We start from the raw sequence: 21671 nt of genomic DNA, 5'->3' as shown, positions 1-21671 counted from the left end.
GCGCACACTACAGGTCCCGGCATGCAGCAAGCGCTCAATCTGCGACAGGTCGAAGCCTTCAAGGCCGTCATCGAACAAGGCACCGTCAGCCAGGCGGCCGCGGTGCTGGGCGTCTCGCAACCCGCGGTCAGCAAGCTGCTGGCCCATCTCGAAGCCGAAACCGGCCTGTCCCTGTTCGACCGCCTGCGCGGCAAGCTCGCGCCCACCCATCAGGGCATGCGGCTGTACCAGGAAGTCGAACGCATCTTCATGGGCCTGCGGCAGGTCGAGGAAGCCGTGGAATCCATCCGCCGCGCCGAGCAGCGCCACCTGATCGTGGGCGTGCTGCCGGCCTTGTCCGGCACCTTCATGCGGCGCGTCACGCTGGCCTTTCTCGAACGCCATCCCGATGTACGCGTGTCCATCCGCACGCGCGGTTCGATCTTCCTGGGCGACTGGCTGGCCAAGCAGCACATCGACCTGGCGCTGGTGGGCAGCCGTGTCGACAACCCCTACGTCGAGCGCGAACCGCTGTTCCCGCATGCGCTGTTCTGCGCCCTGCCGGTCAACCACGAACTGACGCGCAAGCGCGTCATCCGGCCGCGCGACCTGGACGGCGTGCCCTTCGTCGGCTTCAGCGCCGAGAGCCAGACGCACAAGCTGGTCAGCCAGGCGATGGCCGCGGCGGGTGCGCATTTCAACATCGTGCTGGAAACCGACACGGCGCCGACCGTGTGCGAGTTCGTGGCCGCCGGTATGGGGGTGTCCTTGATTCATCCGCTTTTCGCCGATGGGTTGCAAAGCCGCCTGGTATTGCGGCGTTTCGATCCCGAGCTTCAATTCCACTTCCAGATGTGCCGCACGCAGACCTCGCGCAACGCGGCGCTGGTGGAAGACTTCGCAGCCTGCGCCCGCGCCGTGGCGGCGCAGGTCTCGCGGGGCCTGCTCAAAGGGCAGTGACGGTCACTTGGCCTTGATCGAGGTCTGTTCGGTGACGGGCGGCTGCAGGTTCAGCGCGCCTTGCAGCTTGTAGCCGTAGTCGACGCCGTCGCCATGCACCCATACCTGCTTCAGGCCGAACAGCGGCACGGCGCAGACATCGGCATGGATCTTGGCCTGGGCCTCTTTCCACAACGCCAATTGCCTGGCCGCGTCGGACTCGACGCGCGCCGCGCGGATCTCCTGGTCGGCCACGGCGCAGTGGCCGAAGTTCGACATGGCGGCGGGCTGGCCGGGGGCCGAGGCGGAGTCGTAGAACTCGCTCAGGTAGGCATCGGCGATCGGGAAACGCGCGGCGCCGTAGAACACCAATGCGCTCTGGTCGGCGCGGCTCTTGGCCTGGTAGGTCGCGTGGTCCACCACTTCCATGTCCAGCTTGATGCCAGCCTTGGCCAGTTGCGCCTGGATGATTTCCATGATGGGCTGCTGCGCCGAGATGTTCGACACCACCGACTTCAGCGTGATGCCGTTCGGGAAACCCGCTTCGGCCAGCAGCTTCCTGGCGGCGTCAGCGTCGTACTTGTAGCCGCCCGCGCCGCAGTCCTCACCCAGGTAGCCGTTGGGCACCACCGAGCAACCCTTGTCGGCCACGTCCTTGCCGACGTAGCGCACGATCTCGTCCACGTTGATGGCGGCGGCCACGGCCTGGCGTACCTTCAGGTTGTCCAGCGGCTTGATGGTGCGGTTGATGTACAGCGTGCGGAATTCGGCGGGATCGAAGATGTCGACCTTCATGTCGCGCTTGGCCGAACGCTCGACCCAGCGCTGTTCGCGCTTGCCCTGCATGACGTCGATCTCGCCCGAAGTGAAGGCCAGTTCGCGTGCGCTGTCCGATGGGATCATGCGGTAGACGATGCCGCCCAGCTTGGGCTTGCCGCGGAAATACTGATCGTTGGCCACCAGCTTCACGTACTGCTGCGTGACGTGCTCGCCGAAGGCGAACGGACCGGTGCCGATGGGCGCGCCGCCGAACTTGTCGCCCAGCTTCTCGGCGGCCTTCTTGCTGACGATGTTGCCGCCGTGGTAGTCCGACACGCGCCCCAGGAAGCCGGCGTCCGCCGACTTCAGCGTGACGCGCACGGTGTAGTCATCCAGCGCCTCGACCTTCTCCACCTGATCGAACGTCGACGCGAAACTGGAGCGCTTCGGGTCGGCCGCGCGCTGCAGCGAGTACACGACGTCCTCGGCCTTCATTTCGCCGTAGCCGCCGTGAAACTGCACGCCGCGGCGCAGGTGGAAGGTCCAAACCTTGCCGTCGGCCGAACTTTCCCAGCGCTCGGCCAGGTCAGCCTCGAGTTTCTTGGGATCGGCGCTGCCGGGCGGGAAACGCACCAGGCCGTCGAACATTTCCGAGGCCACGCCCTTGTCCACCGTGGACGTGGCGCGATGCGGATCGAGCGTGGCATTGTCGGCCGCGCCGGAGCTGATGCGCAGCATCGGCCGCTCCTGCGCTTGCGCGGACAGGACGGTACAGGTGCCCAGCAGGACAGCGGCGAATGCGGAAAGGACGGGACGTTTCATGATTCCCCAACGAAGTCGGCGGTTTGTCGGAACGCGCATGCCGGTACAGCCATGCAATGCGATGGAACGAAAGGTAGGCCTGCCAGCCTATTGCGTCAAAGTCGCTCAGATGCATACCCTATTCCATAGGGTTATACGACTGCCTGGCGCATCCCATCCGTGCCTCTGGGGAAGGGTCCCGTGTAGTGGTTACTACCAATCCATACTTTTTTCCCGGGCTAGGGAAAACGAGAGGTCGACGGGGCCGAGCGCGTGCCGCGTGGCGGACGGCTTCGACGAGGGCCGGACCCGCCAGCCTCCGAAGCCTCCCCTCTCGTCCATCCTGAATCAATACCGCAACGCAAGCAGTGCAAAATAGGGATCGCCTCATTATAAAAACGGAATATCCCGACCGAATAATATAAACAGCGGCCCACCCCTCGGACTCCGTCACCCGCGGCGGGCTGTTTCCCAATCACACACTTCATCCCCGGGCAAGAACCTACAATTCCCGCTTGCAGCGCCCCGGCAGGGCGGCCGCATGCCCAAGCGCGACAGTTTCTCCCCAAGCATCATTCATAAAAAAAAACCCATAAAACCACGGCAATGTCCTGCAGCAAAAATGAATTACGAAAACTGGTCAGCACAAAAATTCCTTACCAGCGATAAAAACATAAAAACAAGCAGGATAATCCGAATAACGGGCGGACTCTGCCTGTTCCCTGGCCTGGCCTGGGCCATCGTCTTCTGGCATTACGACAGATCGCACATCGCCGCGATATATGCCGCGTTTTCGGGGATTGGCCTGTTCGCGCTCGCGCTGGCCGACCGAAGCAGGCATGGCGCCATACTGATAATCGCGAACGCGATTTTCCTGCTGCTGCTTGCGCTATCCATGGCGGACATGCCCGCCGATTCGAGCCCGCGATCCGCCTACGCGCTTTTCCTGCCGCTGGCCGTGGGCGCTTTCTTTGTCTCGGAGCGCCGCAACAGTTATCTGGGGCTTTATTTCCCCCTCGCATGCCTGGCGATGTTCGTCCTGATGGGAACCGGCCACTTCGGCCCTCGGTCCATGGCGATCGGCGCAACGCCCGGCATCGGCAGGGTCTACGCGACCTTCAACTTCGTCATCGTGGGCGTGGCGCTGGCCTGGACGCTGGTCATCTATCGGGACGGCGTCAGCGCGCAGATCGCGCTTTCCCGCAGTCTCGCCCGCGCCATCCCCCACCGGGAACTGGTGGTCCTCTATCAGCCGCAGGTCGACCTCGCGCGAAGGCCGATCGGCGCCGAGGCGCTCGTCAGGTGGAATCATCCGACACGCGGGTTGCTGACGCCCGAGAAATTCATCCCGCAGGCTGAAGAGACCGGCCTGATCCACGACCTTGGGCTGGAGGTCCTGCGCCAGGCGTGCGAGCTTCTACAGCGCTGGTCCCGAGACGCGAGGCTCGATGGAAAGTTCGTTGCGGTCAACGTGAGCCCGGTGCAGATACTCGATGACCGCTTCGTGGGCGCGGCACGGGAAGTGATATCGAGGCACGGCATCCGGCCGGGCAACATACAGCTCGAACTCACGGAATCCGCCCTGATCTCCGACATGGACCTCATCAGAAGCAGAATGCGGGATCTCGAGGAATTCGGAATAAGCTGGGCGCTCGATGATTTCGGAACGGGGTTCTCTTCCCTGGGCATCCTGAAATCCCTGCCGGTCAGGAAGCTGAAGGTCGACAGGGAATTCGTCCGCGACGCGCAGAACAGCGAGTCCTCTCGACTGCTGCTGGAGAAAATCCATGAAATCTCCGAGATCATGGGAATGTCGTCCATTGCCGAAGGCATCGAGACGGAGAGCCAGTACGGCATGCTGTCCCGTATGGGATTCCGCCAGTATCAAGGGTTCCTGTTCGGCAAGCCCCAGCCGCCCGCCTCGATCACGGACGCGATGAAGCAGCCCGTGCTGCCGGCGCGCAACGACGGCGACGCATCGTACCCGGCATCACCGTAGCAGCAGGCGCCCCTTGCCGCGCGCCCAGAAAAAAGACCGCGCCAGGCGGTCTTTCCGGGACAGGCGAGCCAGGCGCAAGGCATCAGCAGAGCTGCCGCGCCCTCACCCATTCGCTGAACTCGGCCGCCGGCAGCGCGGGCGAGAACAGATAGCCCTGGCCCGCCGCGCACCCCTGTTCGACCAGGAAGCGGCGCTGTTCTTCGTTTTCGACGCCTTCGGCCACCACGGGCAGGCTCAGGCTTTCGCCGATGCGGATGACGGCGCTGGTCAGCGCGCGCGCCGCCTCGTCGCCTTCCAGCCCCAGCACGAAGCTGCGATCGAGCTTCAGCTCGTCGACCACCAGGCGGCGCAGGTGGCCCAGGCTGGAATAGCCCGTGCCGAAGTCGTCCATGGACAGGCGCACACCCAGGGCATGCAGGGACGAAATGGTGGCCAGCGTCTCGGGCGTGGCGTCCAGCAGCACGCCTTCGGTGATTTCCAGCATCAGGTCGCGCGCGGCCAGGCCGTTGTAGGCCAGCGCCTCTTCGATCACCGCGACGAGGTCGGGATCATGGAAGTTGGTGGCGGACAGGTTGACCGAGATCGTCGGCACCGCCACGCCGGCCATGCGCCAGTCGGCCAACTGTGCGCAGGCCTGCCGGATGGCCCACACGCCCAATTGGTGGATCAGCCCGCACTCCTCGGCCAGCGGCACGAAGCGCGCGGGCGGAATCACGCCCATCTCGGGGTGGGTCCAGCGCGCCAGCGCCTCGACGCCATACAACTGCCCATCGGTCAGGCGGATCTGCGGCTGGTATTGCAGGTGCAGCGTGCCGTTGGTCAGGGCGTCGCCCAGCGCGGCTTCCAGCGCCATGCGCTCGTGCGCCTGGCGGTTCATCTCGGGACTGAAGAACGAGATGCGGCCGCGGCCCGCCGTCTTGGCCTGGTACATGGCCAGGTCGGCATGGCGCAACAGCGTGTCCATGTCCTCGCCATTCTCGGGATAGACGCTGATGCCGATGCTGACCGACGGCTTCAAGGCCACGTCGCCCACGGTGAAGGGCTCGGACAGGGCCCCGAGCATCTGTTCGGCATCGGCCGTCAGGCGCGCGTCCTCGTAGTCGGGATAGACCACCACGAACTCGTCGCTGGACAGGCGTCCCACCACGTCGCGCGGACGCGCCAGGCGGCCCAGGCGGCTGGCCACTTCGCGCAGCAACGCGTCGCCGGCGGCATGGCCCATGGTGTCGTTGATCTGCTTGAAGCGGTCGAGGTCCAGGAACAGCACGGCCAGCCTGCCGCCCCCCGAGGCCGCCACGTGCGACACCGCCTGCTGGGCGCGCGCCAGCAGCAGGTTGCGGTTGGGCAGGCCGGTCAGCTCGTCGTAGAACGCCAGTTGGCGGATGCGCGCGCGAGCCTCGTCGCGCTCCAGCGCCAGCGCGCACAGGTACACGCTGCCGCCCACCAGCCGATGGTGGAAGGCGTCGGGCCAGCGCGGCTCGCGGAAATACAGGTCGAAGGTGCCCAGCACCTGGCCGTCGCTGGACTTGATCGGCGAGGACCAGCAGGCCACCAGGTCTTGCGGCAGGGGCAGGTGGCGGTGCTCGGCCCACAGCGGATCGGTGACGATGTTGCGCACCATCACCGGCCGGCCCAGGAAGGCGGCGCTGCCCGTGGACAGCGTCTCGGCGCCGATGGGCAGGCCGTCCAGCGCGTTCAGGTAGGCCAGCGGCAGACTGGGGCCGGCCAAGGGACGCAGGTAGCCCTGGGCGTCGACGCGCATCACGCTGGCGACCACGTCGGGCGCCAGGCGCTCGACCTCCAGGCATACCATGCTCATCACCTCGGCCACCGAGACCTCGTTGACCATGGCCTGCATCACGCGGCGCTGCGGGACGTCGTGCACCTTGGTGGGCGTGACGTCGACCAGCACGTCGACCACGTTGCACAGCTGGCCGCGGTCGTCGAACACCGGATTGGCCATCACCGAGACCCACAGCGGCTTGCCGCTGCGGTCGTAGGCCAGCAGGTCGCGCTGGTAGCCGGCCGGGAAGGTCAGGCGGCGCTCGAGCTCGTCCATGGTGGCGCGGTCGGGACGGGCGCCCGCCAGCACCTCGCCGAGCGTGCGGTTGCGCGCATCCTCGTCGGTGTAGCCGAACATGCGGCGAAAGCTGTCGCTGACGTACAGGATGCGCCCGTCCGCGCCGGACACGACCACGGCATTGCCGGTGTCGTTGACGCCCAGCAGCAGGCGGATCTCTTCCAGGCGCTCGGCGTCGGCGATGGCCTTGCGGCCCAGCAGGCAGACGCGTCCGACCACGCCGTCGGCGTCCAGCACCGGCAGGTAGGTGACCTCGACCCAGATGGGCGAGCCATCGCGCGCGCGCAGCTTGCAGTTGCCCGTGAAGGGCTGGCCGCGCCGCAGCTGGTTCCACAGGCGCTCGTCGCCCACGCCGGCCTTGCCGTCGTGCACGGACTCGCACAGCATGTCGTGGCGCAGCAGATCGATGTCTTCCCGGGTGTAGCCGACCAATGCCAGGAAGTTGTCATTGGCGCGCAACACGTTGCCATCGAGGTCGAAATCGCAGGTCAGGGTGGCTCGGTCCAGGGCTTGCAGGAAAGCCGCGCCGCCCCATTGCAGGGCATCCTCGCCAGACTGAACATCGGTGTTCAATTCTCGGGACATCGGCTACTCCGCAGGCGAAGCAAGGGGGTCGACCGGAAGCGGACCCGGCCCATCGGCCGCCACGCGATCCCGCCCCTGTTGCTTGGCGCTGTACAGCGCATGGTCCGCCCGGGTAAGGGTATCGTTGAACGCCTCGCCCGGCCGATACTGAGCCATGCCCACGCTGACCGTCAAGCCGATTTCGCCGGACGGCGCCTGGACGCGGAATTCGCGCACCTGGCTCACCAGGCGCTCGAGCATCGACTTGGCCTCTTCCAGCCCGGATTCCGGCAGCAGCAGCAGGAATTCGTCGCCGCCCCAGCGGCCGCAGGCGTCATATTGGCGCAGGCCGTCGTGCAGCAGGCCCGCCACGCCGATCAGCGCGCGGTCGCCCACGTCGTGGCCGTGCTGGTCATTGATCTGCTTGAAGTGGTCGACGTCGAGCATGACCAGCACGAAACGGCGCGAATGCCGGGCGGCGCGCTCGGTTTCTTCCTTCAACACCTCGATCAGCGCGCGGCGGTTGGCCAGCCCGGTGAGCTCATCGCGGATGGAAGCGTTCTTCAGCGCGGCGTTCAGCTCGCGCATCATGTTCTGGTAGTGGTCGGAAATGCGCACGATGCGCGACAGCTTGCGCAATTGGCGGTCGAAGCGGCGGCAGATATCCAGTTCGCGCTCGCGCGCCATCGACTGGAAGGCGTCGGACAGATGCGTGATGCGCTCGACGCGTTCGAGCACGTCGGACGTGTGCTGCCACAGGTCGCTCAGCGCCTCGCGCAGAGGGTGCCCTGCATAGTCGGGGTCGGCCAGCAAGGTACTGACGCGCCGCTCGAGATCAGCGGGATCTTGCTTCATTCACGGCCTATCACGTCAAAGGGGAACGAACAGTCTTCCTTGAACTCTTCGGCCAGCTCGCCCACGCGCTCGTTGCGCATGTCGTAGAACCATTCGACCTTGACCGGCCGGCCCTGCCCATGGGCGGCTTCGAGCAGGTCGAAGATCTCCATGACGGCCTTGATGCTGCTGGTGTTCAGGTACAGCAGTTCGAGTTCCAGGCGCAGCGGCTCTGCGCGCTCGCGCAGATAGGTTTCCACCCAATCCAGCACCGGACCGAACAGCTCGAAGGAGTTCTCGGGGTAGGAGTCCCCGCCCATGCGCAGCACGCCGGACCTGGCGTCGGTGAGAATGGAGGGCGTGGACTGGGTTGCAGGAAGATTCAAGTCATTCATATCGGACTCTGCGGACGATTTAAATCAAATGGCGACGCTCAGGCTGAAGAAGGCGCGGCCGTCTTCGCTGTGCGGGCTGAGGCTGGCCTGCAGCGGACTGCTGGCGCGGCGCGCGATGTCGATCAGGCCCAGGCCCGCGCCCGTGACCGTGCCCGGCGCGCGGGGCTTGTGCAACTGCGTCTTGTATTCCGCCTTCAGGGCGGCCTTGTCCATGCCGGCCAGGCGGCCGACGACGGCGACCAGGCGCTCGCCGTGGGCCGTCTCGACCATGTTGCCGGCCGACACGACGTAGCCGCCCGCGTCGCGGCGGTTGATGACCACCGTGGCGCTGGCTTCGGTGTCGTTGCACTGCAGGGCGTACTGGCGGATGTTCTGGATCATCTCGATGTACACCGAGAACACGTCCATGGCCTCGGCCGGGCGCGTGTGCTCGGCGTCCAGGTAATTCTTCAACGCGTTGCCGATCTCTTCGATCAGGCTGCGCGAAATCGGGCCGTTGAAACACAGCAGCGTGCGATCCTGGTTGAAGCGCTCGCGCAGGGCGTAGAGATCGGAAGCATTCATGGCGGTCACACCTCGGCGGCCAGGTTCATTCGAAACGGAAAGACAGGAGCGTGATGTCGTCACGCTGCGGCCGCTCTCCCCGGTAGTCGTCCAGCGCCTGGCTGAATGCGCGGGCCTGCTCGGACAGCGGCTGCCGGGCGTGACGCGTAAGCATGTCGGCAAAGCGGCGGCTGCCGAATCCGAAACCGTGTTGGCCGCCTGCCTGGTCCAGGAATCCATCGGTAACCAGATAGTAAGTCCACCCAGGCTGAAGCGACAGTTCGACGTTCTCGTATTCGCCCGGCCGCTTGTCGCCCAGCGCGCGGCGCCCGCCAGGCAACTCCTGCAGCACCTCGCCATCGCTGGCGTACAGCGAAATCTTGGCGCCGGAATAGACCAGACGGTGATTCGACCAGTCTATATACACCAGCCCTGCGTCCGTATTGATGGCAAGTGTGCGCGGCAACTGCGCATCGGCAAGCATGGCGCGGATGGCGGCATCGGTGGCGGCCAGCACGGCGGCCGGGCTGGACGGCCCGACCTCGGCGATGGCCAGGTCGATGGCGGCGCGCGCCAGCATGGTCATCAGGGCGCCCGGCACGCCATGGCCGGCGCAGTCCATCACGCCCAGCAGGCAATTGGGGCCGTCGGAACGGAATACGTAGAAATCGCCGCCCACCACGTCGCGCGGCTTCCACAGCACGAAATGGCGTTCGCCCAGCGACCGCACCAGTTGGCGGTCGGGCAGGATGGCGCGCTGGATCAGGCTGGCGTAGTCGATGGAATCGCCGATCTTCTTCTGCGCCTCGGCCATCTCGCGGTTGGCGCTTTCCAGTTCCTGGGTGCGCTCGCGCACCTTGTCTTCCAGCTCGGCGGTATGGGTGCGCACCTTGTCGGCCATGACGCCGAAGGCGCGGCTCAGGTCGCCGATCTCGTCCTGGCCGGCGGGCGGCAGCGTGACGTCGTAGCGGCCGGCGGCGATGGCGCGCGCCGACTGCTGCAGCCGGCGCAGCGGTCGCAGCATCAGGCGTTCGACCGCATAGCCGAAGCCCAGCAGCATGGCCGCCACCAGCAGCGCCACGCCGATCGCGGCGGGCCACAGCCAGGCGGCATCGGCCACGCGGGCCGCGCTCAGGTCGACCGCCGTCATCACGTGCCAGCGCAATTCGGGGATATAGGCCACCGCCAGCAACTGGCGCTTGCCGCCGAATTGTCCCCAGACGGTCTGCACCCGCTGGGGATCGGACTGGGCGCGCTGCAACGCCTGGCGCAACGGCGCCTCGTCGCTGGCGCCCACCAGGGCATACACGCTGCTGTGGCGGGAATCGGCGCGGGTGGCCGAGTTGTAGGCGATACGCGAGGCATCGTGGAAAGCCTGGATGGCGCCGGACTGGTCGACGATCAGGGGCGTGACGCCGGGAGCGCTGTTGGCGATGAATTCGTCGAGGAACGTATTGAGTTTCAGGCCCGAGCCGGCCAGGCCCAGCACCCGGCCGCCATCGCGCACCTGGACGTTGATCCAGACGCTGGTGACCTTCAACTGCAGGTCTGGATTGACGTTGATGTTGTACAGGTCGGGCGAGCGCACCGAGGCGAAGAACCAGCCATCGTCCGGATTGTCGGGCGACAGCGTGTAGCGCGGCGGCTGGGGGGTGGACCGCGGCTTGTCGCTGAAGTAATAGTGGTTGCTCAGGGCGCTGATGACGAAGAACGACTGGCTGCGCAGGTCGCCGCGGTAGCCCTCGGCCTCGCGGAAGAACAATTCGCGCGCGGCGGGATCGTCTTCGTTCAGCAGGAACCGGCGCGTGACCTCGGAATCGGCCAGGCGCAGCGACAGGGCCAGTTCGCGCGAGACGGGCGCCAGGATCTTCTGGCGGCTGAGCAGGGTGACGTTCTCGACATAGGCGCGGCCGAAATGTTCGCGGACGCTATCTAAGACGCGCCAGCCGATCACGGCGGCGGGGATCAGCGCGATCAGGCACGCAAGGGCCAAAGCCAGCAAGGACTTGGTCCTCAACCCCCATTTCGCCATGTTTGAAGAATTCCTGACTAGTCATTGAAGCGCCGTGCGATACGGCACATGGCGGACGGGTGCATCCGCGTATACGTCTGCGGTGACAACCAGCGGGCGCGAGGGCAACGCGAGGGGTTGCCGGCCAGCGAATCGGGCACGGCCCAGAGTGTAGCCGCTGGAGATGAGGGATTTTAACGGACAGCGACAATTAGACCTCAAAAAATGAAAGGTCGGTATTAATTTGACAACGTTTACATCGGCGGTGCCCGACCGCTGGAATTCAGGGTCAGACTCCTAAATAACGGGTCCAGATCTCCCGGTCGGCATCCAGTTGGCGGGAGTCGCCCGTCCAGACCACCTTGCCGCGTTCGAGGATGACGTGCTGGTCGGCCAGGGCCAGCAGGCGCTCGACGTACTTGTCGATGACCAGGATGGTCTGCCCCGCTTCGCGCAGGGTGGCCAGGCAGGTCCAGATTTCCTCGCGGATGCGCGGCGCAAGCCCCTCGGTGGCCTCGTCCAGCACCAGCAGGCGCGGATTGGTGACCAGCGCGCGGCCGATGGCCAGCATCTGCTGTTCGCCGCCGGACAACTGGTTGCCCATGTTGCGGGCGCGCTCGCCCAGGCGCGGAAACAGTTCGAACACGCGCTCGGGCGTCCAGGGCCGGCCGATGCCGGGGTTGCGCGCCGCGGCGAACGCGGTCAGGTGCTCGCGCACCGTCAGGTTGGGAAAGCACTGCCGCCCCTCCGGCACGATGGCCAGGCCGGCGCGCGCGATGCGGTCGGGGCGCAAGCCACCGATGTCCTGGCCGCAGAACCGCACGCTGCCGCCGCGCAGGGGCAACTGGCCGAACAAGGTGCGCAACAGCGTGGTCTTGCCCATGCCATTGCGGCCCAGCAGGGTCACCACCTGCCCGGCGCCGATGCTCAGGTCGACGCCGAACAATACCTGGCTTGGGCCATAGCCGCTGGCGATGCCGCGCAGTTCCAGCATCATGCTTCCTCCACGGTTTCATCGTCGCCCAGATAGGCCTGGCGCACGTCGGGATTGGCGCGTATCTCGTCCGGCGTGCCGGTGGCGATGACGCGGCCGTACACCAGCACCGAGATGCGGTCGGCCAGCCGGAACACCGCCTGCATGTCGTGCTCGACCAGCAGCATGGCGGCCTGGCCGCGCAGGCTGTCGATCAGGTCGGCCAGCCGCAGGGTTTCATCCGGCCCCATGCCGGCCATGGGTTCGTCCAGCAGCAGCACCTTGGGACGCGCGGCCAGCGCCAGTGCGAACTCCAGCTTGCGTTGCTCGCCGTGCGGCAAGGTGCCCGCGGGGCGCTCCAGCAGCGCGGCGTCCAGCGCGCACTGCAGCGCCAGCGCACGGGCCCGCTCGTACAGCGCCTCTTCGCGGCTGCGCGCCCGCCAGAAGCGGAAACTGCTGCCCGCATGCGCCTGCACGGCCAGCAGCAGGTTGTCCAGCACACTGAACGACTTGAAGATATTGGTGATCTGGTACGAGCGCGACAGGCCGGCGGCCACGCGCTGGTGCCCGTTCATGCCGCTGACATCGGCACCGGCCACGGTCAGCGTGCCGGCATCGGCCGGCAGGGTGCCGGACAGCAGATGGATCAAGGTCGACTTGCCTGCGCCATTCGGGCCGATCAGGGCGTGGATCTCGCCGGGACGCAGCGTCAGCGAGACATGGTCGGTGGCCAGCAGCGCGCCGAAGCGCTTGACCAGTCCCTCGGCCTGCAGGGCCGGCATGAAATCGGCGGCGGTCATCATGGGCGGCTCCGGGCGGCGGGCACGGCCTGCCTGGCGGCGCGGCCCGTGAACCACGGTCCCAGCAGGCCGGCCAGGCCGCGCGGGGCGCCGAACACCACGGCCAGCAGCAGGATGCCCAGCGGCAGGTGCCAGTATTCCGTCCACATCTTCAGCACCTCCTCCAGCACCAGCATGACCACCGCCCCCACCACGCCGCCGTAGCGCAGCCCGACGCCGCCCACCAGCACCATGATCAGCAGGTTGGCCGATTGGGTCCAATGCATCAGGCTGGGCGAGATGAACAGATTGTGATTGGCCAGCAGGGCGCCCGCCAGGCCGGCCGCCGCGCCGCTCAGGCCGAACGCCGCCAGCTTCATGCGATAGACCGGATAGCCCAGGGCCTCCATGCGCGATTCGTTCTCGCGGATACCCTGCAGCGCGGTGCCGAAGCGCGAGTTCACCAGCTTGCCGAACACCCACAGCAGCAGCACGAACAACACCAGCACCAGGTAATAGAACGCGCGGTCGTCGGCCAGGTCCAGGCCGGGCAGCGTGGAATAGCCGGGCAGGTTCAGGCCATCCTCGCCGCCGTACTGGCGCAGCGAGATGAAGACGTAATAGACCATCTGCGCGAACGCCAGCGTGATCATGATGAAGTACACGCCGCGCGTGCGCAGCGAGATCGCCCCGGTCAGCGCGGCCAACCCGCTCGCCAGCAGCATGGCGGCGGGCCACGCCACCAGCGCCGAGGTGATCCCCGACACGCCCAGGATGCCCACGGCGTAGGCCCCGGCCCCCAGGAAGGCGGCGTGGCCCAGCGCCACCATGCCGCCGTAGCCCAGCACCAGGTTCAGGCTGGTGGCGGCCAGCGCATAGATCAGGATGCGGCGCACGAACGAGACGTAGAAATCCAGGTCGAACAGCGGCGCCACCAGCGGAAACGCCGCCAGCGCCAGCAGGAACAGCCCGGTCCAGAGCAGTGAACGGTGAGTCATGTCGGATCTCTGGATCAGCCGCGCGCCGGGAACAGGCCCGAGGGCCTGAACACCAGCACCGCGGCCATCAGCACGTAGATGGCGATGGCGGCCAGCGTGGGCCCCACGCTGGAAGCCACGTCGGGCGGAAAGAAGCTGCGCAGCAGCGTGGGCAGGAAGGCGCGGCCGGCCGTATCCACCATGCCTACCAGCAGCGCGCCGGCGAAGGCGCCGCGTATCGAGCCGATGCCGCCGATGACGATGCAGACCAGCACCAGGATCAGGATTTCCTCGCCCATGCCGACCTGCACGGCCGTGACCGGCCCCAGCAGCGCGCCCGCCAGCGCGGCCAGCATGGCGCCCAGCGCGAACACGCCCAGGAACAGCAAGGGCACGCGCACGCCCATCAACGTGGCCATCTGCCGGTTGGACGCGCCGGCCCGCACCAGCACGCCGGCGCGGGTGCGCGTGACGAACCAGTAAAGGCCCACGGCCACGGCCAGGCCCAGGCCGATGATCATCAGGCGGTACGCGGGATACATCAGGTCGGGCAGGAGGCGCACCGGACCGGACAGCGCCGCCGGCGTATTGAGCATCACCGGAGCGGGCCCCCAGATCATCTTGACCACGTCGTTGGCGATCAGCAGGATGGCGAAGGTGCCCAGCACCTGGGCCAGGTGGTCGCGCACCGCCAGGCGGCGGATCAGCGCCAGTTCCAGCACGGCCCCGACGACGCCCGTGGCCCCCGCGGCCACGATGACCGCCGCGGTGAACGAGCCCGTGCGCTGCATGGTCTCGGCCGCCACGTAGGCGCCCGCCATGTACAGCGAACCATGCGCCAGGTTCATGATGTCCATGATGCCGAAGACCAGCGTCAGGCCGGCGGCGATCAGGAACAGCATCAACCCGAACTGCAGACCGTTCAGCAACTGCTCGACGATCAGCGTATACGTCATCGACTTCCCCTGTGCCGCGGGCATCGCGCGCCCGCGGTCGATCGGCGCGGCGTTGTGGCGCCGCGCCCTGCTGCTACCGCAAAATCAGAGCTTGCACTCGCCCACGTAGACGTCCTGGTGTTTGTCGTACACCTTGCCGATCAGCTTGTTGGTGATGCGGCCCTGGGCGTCCTTGCCGACCTGGCGGGCGTAGTAGGCCTGGATCGGATAGTGGTTCCTGCCGTAGGTGAAGGCGCCGCGCACCGAGGGGAAGTCGGCCTTTTCCAGCGCGGCGACGATGGCGTCGCGGTCGCCGGCCTTGCCGCCCGCCTGCTTGACGGCGGCATCCATGGCCATGATGACGTCGTAGGCCTGCGCCGCGTACACCGAGGGATAGCGGCCGTTGTATTCCTTGCGGAAGGCGTCGACGAACTGCTTGTTGCGCGGCACGTCCAGATCATGCGCCCACTGCGCGGTGTTGACCATGCCGATCATCGGCTCGCCCACGGCGGGGATGACGTCCTCGTCGGCCGAGAAGCCCGGTCCGACCAGCGCGATGTTCTGCGACAGGCCCGCGGCCACGAACTGCTTGACGAAGTTGATGCCCATGCCGCCCGGCAGGAAGATGTAGACCGCGTCGGGCGCGGTGGCGCGCACCTCGGCCAGTTCGGCCGCGTAATCGATCTGGCCCAGCTTGGTGTAGCGCTCTTGCGCCACGTCGGCCTTGTAGCCGCGCTTGAAGCCGGTCAGCGCATCCTTGCCCGCGGGATAGTCGGGCGCGATGATGAACATCTTCTTGTAGCCGCGGTCGGCCGCGACCTTGCCGGCCACTTCGTGGAAGGCGTCGTTCTGATAGGTGGTGCCGAACCAGAACTTGTTGCACTGGGCGCCCGCATATTGGCTGGGGCCGGGATTGTTCGACAGGTACGGGATCTTGGCGGCGAACAGCGCGGGGCCCACGGCCAGGGCCACGTTCGAGCCGATGGGGCCGGTGAAGAAGTCGACCTTATCGCGCTGGATGTAGCGCGTGGCCAGTTGGCGGGCCTGCTCGGGGTTGCCGGCCATGTCGGTCTGCAGGAACTCGGCCGGCTGGCCGCCCAGCTTGCCGCCCAACTGCTTGATGGCGAGGTTGAAACCGTCGCGCGCCTCGGCGCCCAGCGCCGCGAACGGGCCGGAGATGTCGTTGGCGATGCCGACCTTGATGGGATCGGCGTGGGACATGGCGGGAACGAGCGCGGCGGCGGCCACGACGAGGGAAAGGATACGCATGCTGGGAACTCCTGGCGCGGCGCGCTGCTTGGGTTTTGTTCTGAAGCGTTCGACTGCGATCGTGTCGCCGAGCCCGTCATCCATATGCCGCGCGGCCGGCATCCGGGACGAGAAATCAACTGGCGTGCGGCATAGTTTAGGTTTAAAGTATCCAGCAAAACAAGCCTAGGGTTTGCCCGAACCATGAGCCTCGTCTACCGCCAGTTCGACGCCACCGCGCTCGACATGCAATACAACGCACGCGCGACAGTACCGCACGTCGAATCGATACTCAAGCAATACGCCGACGAGAGCCGCCGGGCGCGCGACACGCTGCCGTGCGCATTGAACCTGCCCTATGGCGACCACCCCGACGAAACGCTCGACGTGTTCCCCGCCGCGCGGGACAGCCCGGCGCCGGGATGCCCCGCGCCGGGATGCCCCGCGCCGGGATGCCCCGCGCCCGTCTTCATCTACATCCACGGCGGCTACTGGCGCGCGCTGGGCAAGGACGATTCCAGCTCGATGGCGCCCGCCTTCACGCGCGCCGGCGCCGTGGTGGTGGCGGTCAACTATTCGCTGGCGCCGGCCGTCACGCTGGACCGCATCGTCGACCAGGTGCGCCGCGCGGTGGCCTGGGTCCAGCGCAACATCGCCGCGCATGGGGGCGATCCGGGCCGCCTGCACGTCGGCGGCAGTTCGGCGGGCGGCCATCTGTGCGGCATGCTGCTGGCCTGCGGCTGGCAACGCGAGCTGGGGCTGCCCGGCGATGTCATCCGCGGCGCATTGCTGCTGTCCGGCCTGTACGACCTGACACCGCTGGTGCATACCCACATCAACCAATGGATGCGCATGACGCCGGCCGATGCCGCGCGCAACAGCCCCGACCGCCTCGTGCCTGACCACGGCTGCCCCATCGTGGTCAGCTACGGCGAGCACGAAACCGACGAATTCAAGCGCCAGAGCAACGACTATCTGCAAGCCTGGCAGGCGCGCGGCTTTCCCGGCCGCTACGTGCCCGCGCCCGGCCTGAACCACTTCGACATCGTGCTCGACCTGGGCCGCCCCGGCAGCCCGCTGGCCCAGGCCATGTTCGAACAGATGGGCCTGTCCCGAACGGGACAGCCCGATACGGGCCGGCCCGAACCGGACCGGCCCTCTTCCTCCCGTACCGCCTCATGACCGACGCTCCCGACCTCGAAACCCGCGCCGCCCCCGACGACCACCACGCGTTGCGGCTGTGGCTGCGCATGCTGACCTGCTGCAACCTGATCGAGACCGAAATCCGCGGCCGCCTGCGCACCGAGTTCGACACCACGCTGCCGCGCTTCGACCTGATGGCGCAATTGCAGCGCGCCCCCAAGGGCATGAAGATGGGCGAGCTGTCGCGCCACATGATGGTGACCAACGGCAATATCACCGGCATCACCGACCAGCTGGAATCCGAGGGCCTGGTGGTGCGCACCAAGGTCGAGACCGACCGGCGCAGTTCGGTGCTGAAGCTCACGCCGCTGGGCAAGAAGACTTTCGCCCGCATGGCGCGCGCCCACGAGAGCTGGGTCAAGGGCATGTTCGACGGGCTGCCCGACGCCAGCCGCAACGCCTTGTACAAGGCGCTGGGCGAACTGAAACTGCAAGTGGTCGCCCAGCGCACGCAAGCGCGATAGTCCGCCCCGGAATGACGCATAATTGCCGCCATGATTCCGGTCTCGATTCCTGGCGGCAATTATTACGCGTCGATGGCAGTCTCGCTGATCTGCCTGAGCACGCTTCTTACCTGGCTCGCCCGCCTGGCGCTGAACCGGCGCGCCCGCCTGTGGATGCGCGGCCACCGCCGCCTGGGACCCGCCATGATGGCGGTGCTGGCCATCACCGGCGGCATCTTTCCCTATCAGCACATCAGCCAGTGGCTGACCGTCCAGCGCGAGGCCCGCGAAGAACAGGCGCGCCGCGCCGTGCTCGACGCCGCCCGCAAGCTGGCCGGCGTCGACATGCCGGCCGGCACCGAACTGCGCCTGGCCACGCCGGGCGACCTGGACTCCTTCGTCCAGGCCGATTTTCCCGTGCTGGTGGAAGTCGGCGGCCTGCAGGCCAAGCAGTTGTTCCGCTACCGCCGCGCGCAGCAGCCCATCGGCGCGGCGGGTGAAAGCTGGTCGCTGGCGATCCTCACCGACCAGACCATCCACGGCGGCTGGCGCTGCTCGCGCGCCCATCGCGTCGAACTGGTCATGGAAGACGGCCGGCCGCGCTTCGACAGCTGCCATCTGGCATCGGGCAATACCGTGGGCAACCTGCCCCTGCCTACCGGCACCTGGCTGGACATGCGCCAGGCCATGCCGCAACGCTGGCTGCTGCGCACCGATGGCAGCGAGCCGGCCTCCATTTCCGGCCTGTCGCTGCTGAAGGCCGACGTCACGGTCGACAGTCAGCACCAGGTGCTGAAATTCGAAGGCCTGCTGGCGCAGGAGCTGCGGCTGGGCGAGGTCACTTATCCCGCCGGCACCCGCGCGGCCAGCGCGGCGGGCGTGCGCGGCGCCGAGGAAGGCGACCTGCTGTTCAGTCCGCCACGCGGCCGCGCCGCCCTGCGCGCGGGCCGGCCCGACATCGCGACGGGCAATTCGGTGCTGCAGGGACCGGACGGCACTGTCCGCGCGGTACTCAGCAACCGCGAGGCGGGCGTGCTGGACGTCCCGTCGATGCAGTTGGCTCCCTGAGGCCGAAAACGCCGGCCGTCCGCGCGGACGGCCTGGAGCGGCATCGCCGCGCGGTTGCGGACCGGCCCGGCAACACCATTTCGCACATTCAGAACGTTCCCGGATACGCGCCGCCGTCCAGCAGCACGTTCTGCCCCGTCATGTAGCCGGCGTGCACACTGCACAGGAAGGCGCACACCGCGCCGAATTCATCGGCATCGCCGAAGCGCCCCATCGGAATGGTGGCCAGGCGCTTCTCGCGCTGGCCCGGCGCGGAAAACGCCTTGCGCAGCCGGTCGGTATCGAACGGGCCGGGCAGCAGGTTGTTCAGCGTGACGTTGCGGCCCGCCAGGCGGGGCTGTCGCGCCACGCCCGCCACAAAACCGGTCAGGCCGCTGCGCGCGCCGTTGGACAGGCCCAGCACGTCGATCGGCGCCTTGACCGCGCCCGAGGTGATGTTGACCACGCGTCCGAAGCCGCGTTCGGCCATGCCGTCCACGGTGGCGCGTATCAGTTCGATGGGGGTCAGCATATTGGCCTGCAGGGCCGCCAGCCAATCGTCCTGTTTCCAGTCGCGGAAGTCGCCGGGCGGCGGGCCGCCTGCATTGTTGACCAGGATGTCGACCTGCGGCGCCGCGGCCAGCAGCGCCTGCCGCACCGACGCCTGCGTCACGTCGCCGACGACGCCGTGCACCTCGATGCCGGCGTTCAATGCGCGCAGTTCGTCCGCGGTCTCGTTCAGCGTGTCCGCGCCGCGCGCGTTGATGACCAGGTTGACGCCCTCGCGCGCCAGCGCGGCCGCGCACCCCTTGCCCAGCCCCTTGCTGGCCGCGCACACCACGGCCCAACGGCCGGCGATACCTAGATCCATGTGATGCTCCTCGATGAGTGGATGGACGCCGGAACCGCGCCCGGCGCTCGTGCGCTGTCCCCTGGATACCTCGCCATGCGCGCAGCCGGTGTGCCGCATGCCAGCGCATCCACGGGACAGCACACGAGCCGGTAGCTTACACACTCGAAGCGCGCCCGCGCCGGATCTTTGCCCCAGAGTCAAAAATCATGGGCATCTCCCCGACTTGTTCCGAGCACCTGGCCGGCAGCCTGCTGGCGACGGGCCCGCGACTGAACGCGGCACGGGAGCGGGGCGCGCAACACGTCATTTGGCGAGCGCCCCGGGCGGTGGATAATAGAAGGCTATGTCGCCGGCAGCCGCCTCGGCGGCTATCCACCAGCGAGTCCCGAACCATGGCCGTCAATCTGCAGATCCCCTCCGAATCCGAAATTTTCCCCGTCGCCGGTGTCGAGATCGGCGTCACCGAGGCGGGCATCCGCAAGGCGGGTCGCCGTGACCTGACCGTTTTCCACCTGGCCGAAGGCAGCGCCGTCGCCGGCGTGTTCACGCGCAACCGCTTCCGCGCCGCGCCCGTGCAGGTGTGCGAAACGCACCTGGCGTCGGGCGGCGCGATCCGCGCGCTGGTCATCAACACGGGCAACGCCAACGCCGGCACCGGCGCCGACGGCCTGCAGCGCGCCAAGGACACCTGCGCCGCGCTGTCCGGGCTGCTGGGCCTGCCCGCCGAACAGATCCTGCCGTTCTCCACCGGCGTCATCCTCGAGCCGCTGCCCATGGACCGCCTGAAGGCCGGCCTGCCCGGCGCGATCGCCGCGCTGTCGCCCGACCAGTGGTTCAATGCCGCGCACGGCATCATGACCACCGACACGCTGCCCAAGATCCACTCGCGCCGGATCCAGGCCGATGGCAAGACCGTCACCTTCACCGGCATCAGCAAGGGCGCCGGCATGATCCGGCCCAACATGGCCACCATGCTGAGCTTCCTGGCCACCGACGCCGCCATCGCCCAGCCGCTGCTGCGCAAGCTGGCCGTGCGGATCGCCGACCAGTCGTTCAACCGCATCACGGTCGACGGCGACACCTCCACCAACGACTCGTTCATCCTGATCGCCACCGGCAAGTCGGGCGTGACCGTGTCCTCCGAGTCCGATCCGGCCTATGCCGCCGTCGTCGGCGCCCTGACCGAAGCGGCCGCCGACCTGGCGCAGAAGATCGTGCGCGACGCCGAAGGCGCCACCAAGTTCATGACCATCCGCGTCGAGGAAGCCGGCAGCACCGAAGAGGCGCTGAAGGTGGCCTATTCGGTGGCGCACTCGCCGCTGGTCAAGACCGCGTTCTTCGCGTCCGACCCCAACCTGGGCCGCATCCTGGCCGCCGTCGGCTATGCCGGCATCGACGACCTGGACGTCTCGGGCGTCCGCCTGTGGCTGGGCGACGTGCTGGTGGCCGTCGACGGCGGCCGCAATCCGTCCTACCAGGAGGTGGACGGCCAGCGCGTCATGAAGGAAGCGGAAATCCTGGTGCGCATCGCGCTGGGCCGCGGCAAGGTGAGCGACACCGTCTACACCTGCGACTTCTCGCACGACTACGTCAGCATCAACGCCGACTACCGCTCCTGATCGCGATGGATTCGTCTTCCCCCGACATGGTCCGCCTGCTGGCGCGGGCCGAACGCGTGCTGGCGCAGCTGGAAGCCTGGCTGCCCGCCGCGCCTCCCGACATCGACTGGACCGCGCATGCCTACCGCTGGCGCAAGCGCGGTTCGCGCGGCTGGCTCGATGCCGTGCGCCACATCGCGCGCATCGACATGGACGACCTGCAGCACATCGAGCGCCAGAAGGACGTCATCGACCGCAACACGAGGCAGTTCCTGCAGAAGAAGCCGGCCAACAACGTGCTGATGACCGGCGCGCGCGGCACCGGCAAGAGTTCGCTGGTCAAGGCCATGCTGGCCGCCTACGGCGGCCAGGGCCTGCGGCTGATCGAGGTCGACAAGTCCGACCTGGGCGACCTGTCCGACATCGTCGAACTGGTCGCCGGCCGGGACGAGCGCTACATCGTGTTCTGCGACGACCTGTCCTTCGAGGAAGGCGAGGCCGGCTACAAGGCGCTGAAATCGGTGCTGGACGGCTCGGTATCGGCTTCGGGCGACAACGTGCTGATCTACGCCACGTCCAACCGGCGCCACCTGATGCCGGAATACATGAGCGAGAACCTGCAGGCCAGGCACCAGCCCGACGGCGAGATCCATCCCGGCGAAACCGTCGAGGAAAAGATCTCGCTGTCCGAGCGTTTCGGCCTGTGGCTGT

19 protein-coding genes are annotated in these 21671 nt (G+C 67.3%); 7 read left to right on the top strand and 12 right to left on the bottom strand.

All coding sequences use genetic code 11. The features are described 5' to 3' along the window. The first annotated feature begins 21 nt into the window (after positions 1 to 21). Positions 22 to 939, top strand: coding sequence for a LysR substrate-binding domain-containing protein (locus A6745_RS20675; protein WP_066131495.1), 918 nt, complete (start codon positions 22 to 24; stop codon positions 937 to 939). A gap of 3 nt (positions 940 to 942) precedes the next feature. On the opposite strand, the gene A6745_RS20670 is transcribed toward A6745_RS20675, so the two are convergent. After that, positions 943 to 2499 (bottom strand): ABC transporter substrate-binding protein, encoded by a 1557-nt coding sequence (locus A6745_RS20670; RefSeq protein ID WP_066131492.1) that lies wholly within the window; start codon positions 2497 to 2499, stop codon positions 943 to 945. A gap of 520 nt (positions 2500 to 3019) precedes the next feature. Here A6745_RS20670 and A6745_RS20665 point away from each other — a divergent pair. Beyond that, positions 3020 to 4477 (top strand): EAL domain-containing protein, encoded by a 1458-nt coding sequence (locus A6745_RS20665; protein WP_082853203.1) that lies wholly within the window; start codon positions 3020 to 3022, stop codon positions 4475 to 4477. Between the two features lie 82 nt (positions 4478 to 4559). On the opposite strand, the gene A6745_RS20660 is transcribed toward A6745_RS20665, so the two are convergent. The 10 genes from A6745_RS20660 to A6745_RS20615 all read right to left on the bottom strand — a co-directional run bounded on the left by A6745_RS20660 (position 4560) and on the right by A6745_RS20615 (position 15837). After that, positions 4560 to 7142, bottom strand: coding sequence for a sensor domain-containing protein (locus tag A6745_RS20660; protein WP_066131486.1), 2583 nt, complete (start codon positions 7140 to 7142; stop codon positions 4560 to 4562). A gap of 3 nt (positions 7143 to 7145) precedes the next feature. After that, positions 7146 to 7976, bottom strand: a complete 831-nt coding sequence (siaD, locus tag A6745_RS20655) for a biofilm regulation diguanylate cyclase SiaD (protein ID WP_066131484.1) — start codon at positions 7974 to 7976, stop codon at positions 7146 to 7148. Beyond that, on the bottom strand, positions 7973 to 8350 hold the full coding sequence (gene siaC / locus A6745_RS20650; protein WP_066131482.1) for a biofilm regulation phosphoprotein SiaC: 378 nt from the start codon (positions 8348 to 8350) through the stop codon (positions 7973 to 7975). Before siaC ends, siaD begins: the two co-directional genes overlap by 4 nt. Positions 8351 to 8374: 24 nt before the next feature. Beyond that, positions 8375 to 8914, bottom strand: a complete 540-nt coding sequence (gene siaB / locus A6745_RS20645; protein ID WP_066131479.1) for a biofilm regulation protein kinase SiaB — start codon at positions 8912 to 8914, stop codon at positions 8375 to 8377. 25 nt (positions 8915 to 8939) lie between these two features. After that, positions 8940 to 10925, bottom strand: coding sequence for a biofilm regulation protein phosphatase SiaA (gene siaA / locus A6745_RS20640; RefSeq protein ID WP_156513478.1), 1986 nt, complete (start codon positions 10923 to 10925; stop codon positions 8940 to 8942). A 268-nt stretch (positions 10926 to 11193) separates the two neighbouring features. Beyond that, positions 11194 to 11898: an ABC transporter ATP-binding protein gene (locus A6745_RS20635; protein ID WP_066131477.1), complete on the bottom strand. Its 705-nt coding sequence runs from the start codon at positions 11896 to 11898 to the stop codon at positions 11194 to 11196. After that, positions 11898 to 12677 carry an ABC transporter ATP-binding protein gene (locus A6745_RS20630; RefSeq protein WP_407922744.1) on the bottom strand — a complete coding sequence of 260 codons (780 nt, stop codon included), beginning with the start codon at positions 12675 to 12677 and terminating at the stop codon, positions 11898 to 11900. The genes A6745_RS20635 and A6745_RS20630 overlap by 1 nt, the downstream gene beginning before the upstream one ends. Beyond that, complete coding sequence (locus A6745_RS20625) at positions 12677 to 13654, bottom strand: branched-chain amino acid ABC transporter permease (protein WP_066131472.1); 978 nt, start codon at positions 13652 to 13654, stop codon at positions 12677 to 12679. The genes A6745_RS20630 and A6745_RS20625 overlap by 1 nt, the downstream gene beginning before the upstream one ends. A gap of 14 nt (positions 13655 to 13668) precedes the next feature. Continuing rightward, positions 13669 to 14589 carry a branched-chain amino acid ABC transporter permease gene (locus A6745_RS20620; protein ID WP_066131470.1) on the bottom strand — a complete coding sequence of 307 codons (921 nt, stop codon included), beginning with the start codon at positions 14587 to 14589 and terminating at the stop codon, positions 13669 to 13671. Positions 14590 to 14673: 84 nt separating this feature from the next. Continuing rightward, the gene (locus A6745_RS20615) at positions 14674 to 15837 is read right to left on the bottom strand and encodes an ABC transporter substrate-binding protein (protein WP_066131468.1); all 1164 of its coding nucleotides are present in this window, start codon (positions 15835 to 15837) and stop codon (positions 14674 to 14676) included. Between the two features lie 183 nt (positions 15838 to 16020). On the opposite strand from A6745_RS20615, the gene A6745_RS20610 reads away from it, so the two are divergent. Genes A6745_RS20610 through A6745_RS20600 form a run of 3 tightly spaced genes read left to right on the top strand, consistent with a single transcriptional unit; the run spans position 16021 to position 18530 of the window. Next, on the top strand, positions 16021 to 16998 hold the full coding sequence (locus tag A6745_RS20610) for an alpha/beta hydrolase (RefSeq protein ID WP_066131466.1): 978 nt from the start codon (positions 16021 to 16023) through the stop codon (positions 16996 to 16998). Continuing rightward, positions 16995 to 17483, top strand: a complete 489-nt coding sequence (locus A6745_RS20605; protein WP_066131464.1) for a MarR family winged helix-turn-helix transcriptional regulator — start codon at positions 16995 to 16997, stop codon at positions 17481 to 17483. Before A6745_RS20610 ends, A6745_RS20605 begins: the two co-directional genes overlap by 4 nt. 30 nt (positions 17484 to 17513) lie before the next feature. After that, positions 17514 to 18530 carry a hypothetical protein gene (locus A6745_RS20600; RefSeq protein ID WP_066131460.1) on the top strand — a complete coding sequence of 339 codons (1017 nt, stop codon included), beginning with the start codon at positions 17514 to 17516 and terminating at the stop codon, positions 18528 to 18530. 88 nt (positions 18531 to 18618) lie between these two features. On the opposite strand, the gene A6745_RS20595 is transcribed toward A6745_RS20600, so the two are convergent. After that, positions 18619 to 19380, bottom strand: coding sequence for an SDR family oxidoreductase (locus A6745_RS20595; RefSeq protein WP_066131458.1), 762 nt, complete (start codon positions 19378 to 19380; stop codon positions 18619 to 18621). Between the two features lie 374 nt (positions 19381 to 19754). On the opposite strand from A6745_RS20595, the gene argJ reads away from it, so the two are divergent. Together argJ and A6745_RS20585 are read left to right on the top strand one after the other, a co-directional pair. Then, complete coding sequence (argJ, locus tag A6745_RS20590; RefSeq protein WP_066131456.1) at positions 19755 to 20981, top strand: bifunctional glutamate N-acetyltransferase/amino-acid acetyltransferase ArgJ; 1227 nt, start codon at positions 19755 to 19757, stop codon at positions 20979 to 20981. A 5-nt stretch (positions 20982 to 20986) separates the two neighbouring features. Next, positions 20987 to 21671: ATP-binding protein (locus tag A6745_RS20585; protein ID WP_066132274.1), on the top strand; the 685-nt coding region annotated here is incomplete at its 3' end.

It is taken from the genome of Bordetella ansorpii (genome assembly GCF_900078705.1).
In the GTDB taxonomy this organism is placed as follows: domain Bacteria; phylum Pseudomonadota; class Gammaproteobacteria; order Burkholderiales; family Burkholderiaceae_B; genus Bordetella; species Bordetella ansorpii_A.
Note: the sequence above shows the minus strand (reverse complement) of the source record. Positions and strands in the feature narration are given on the sequence as shown.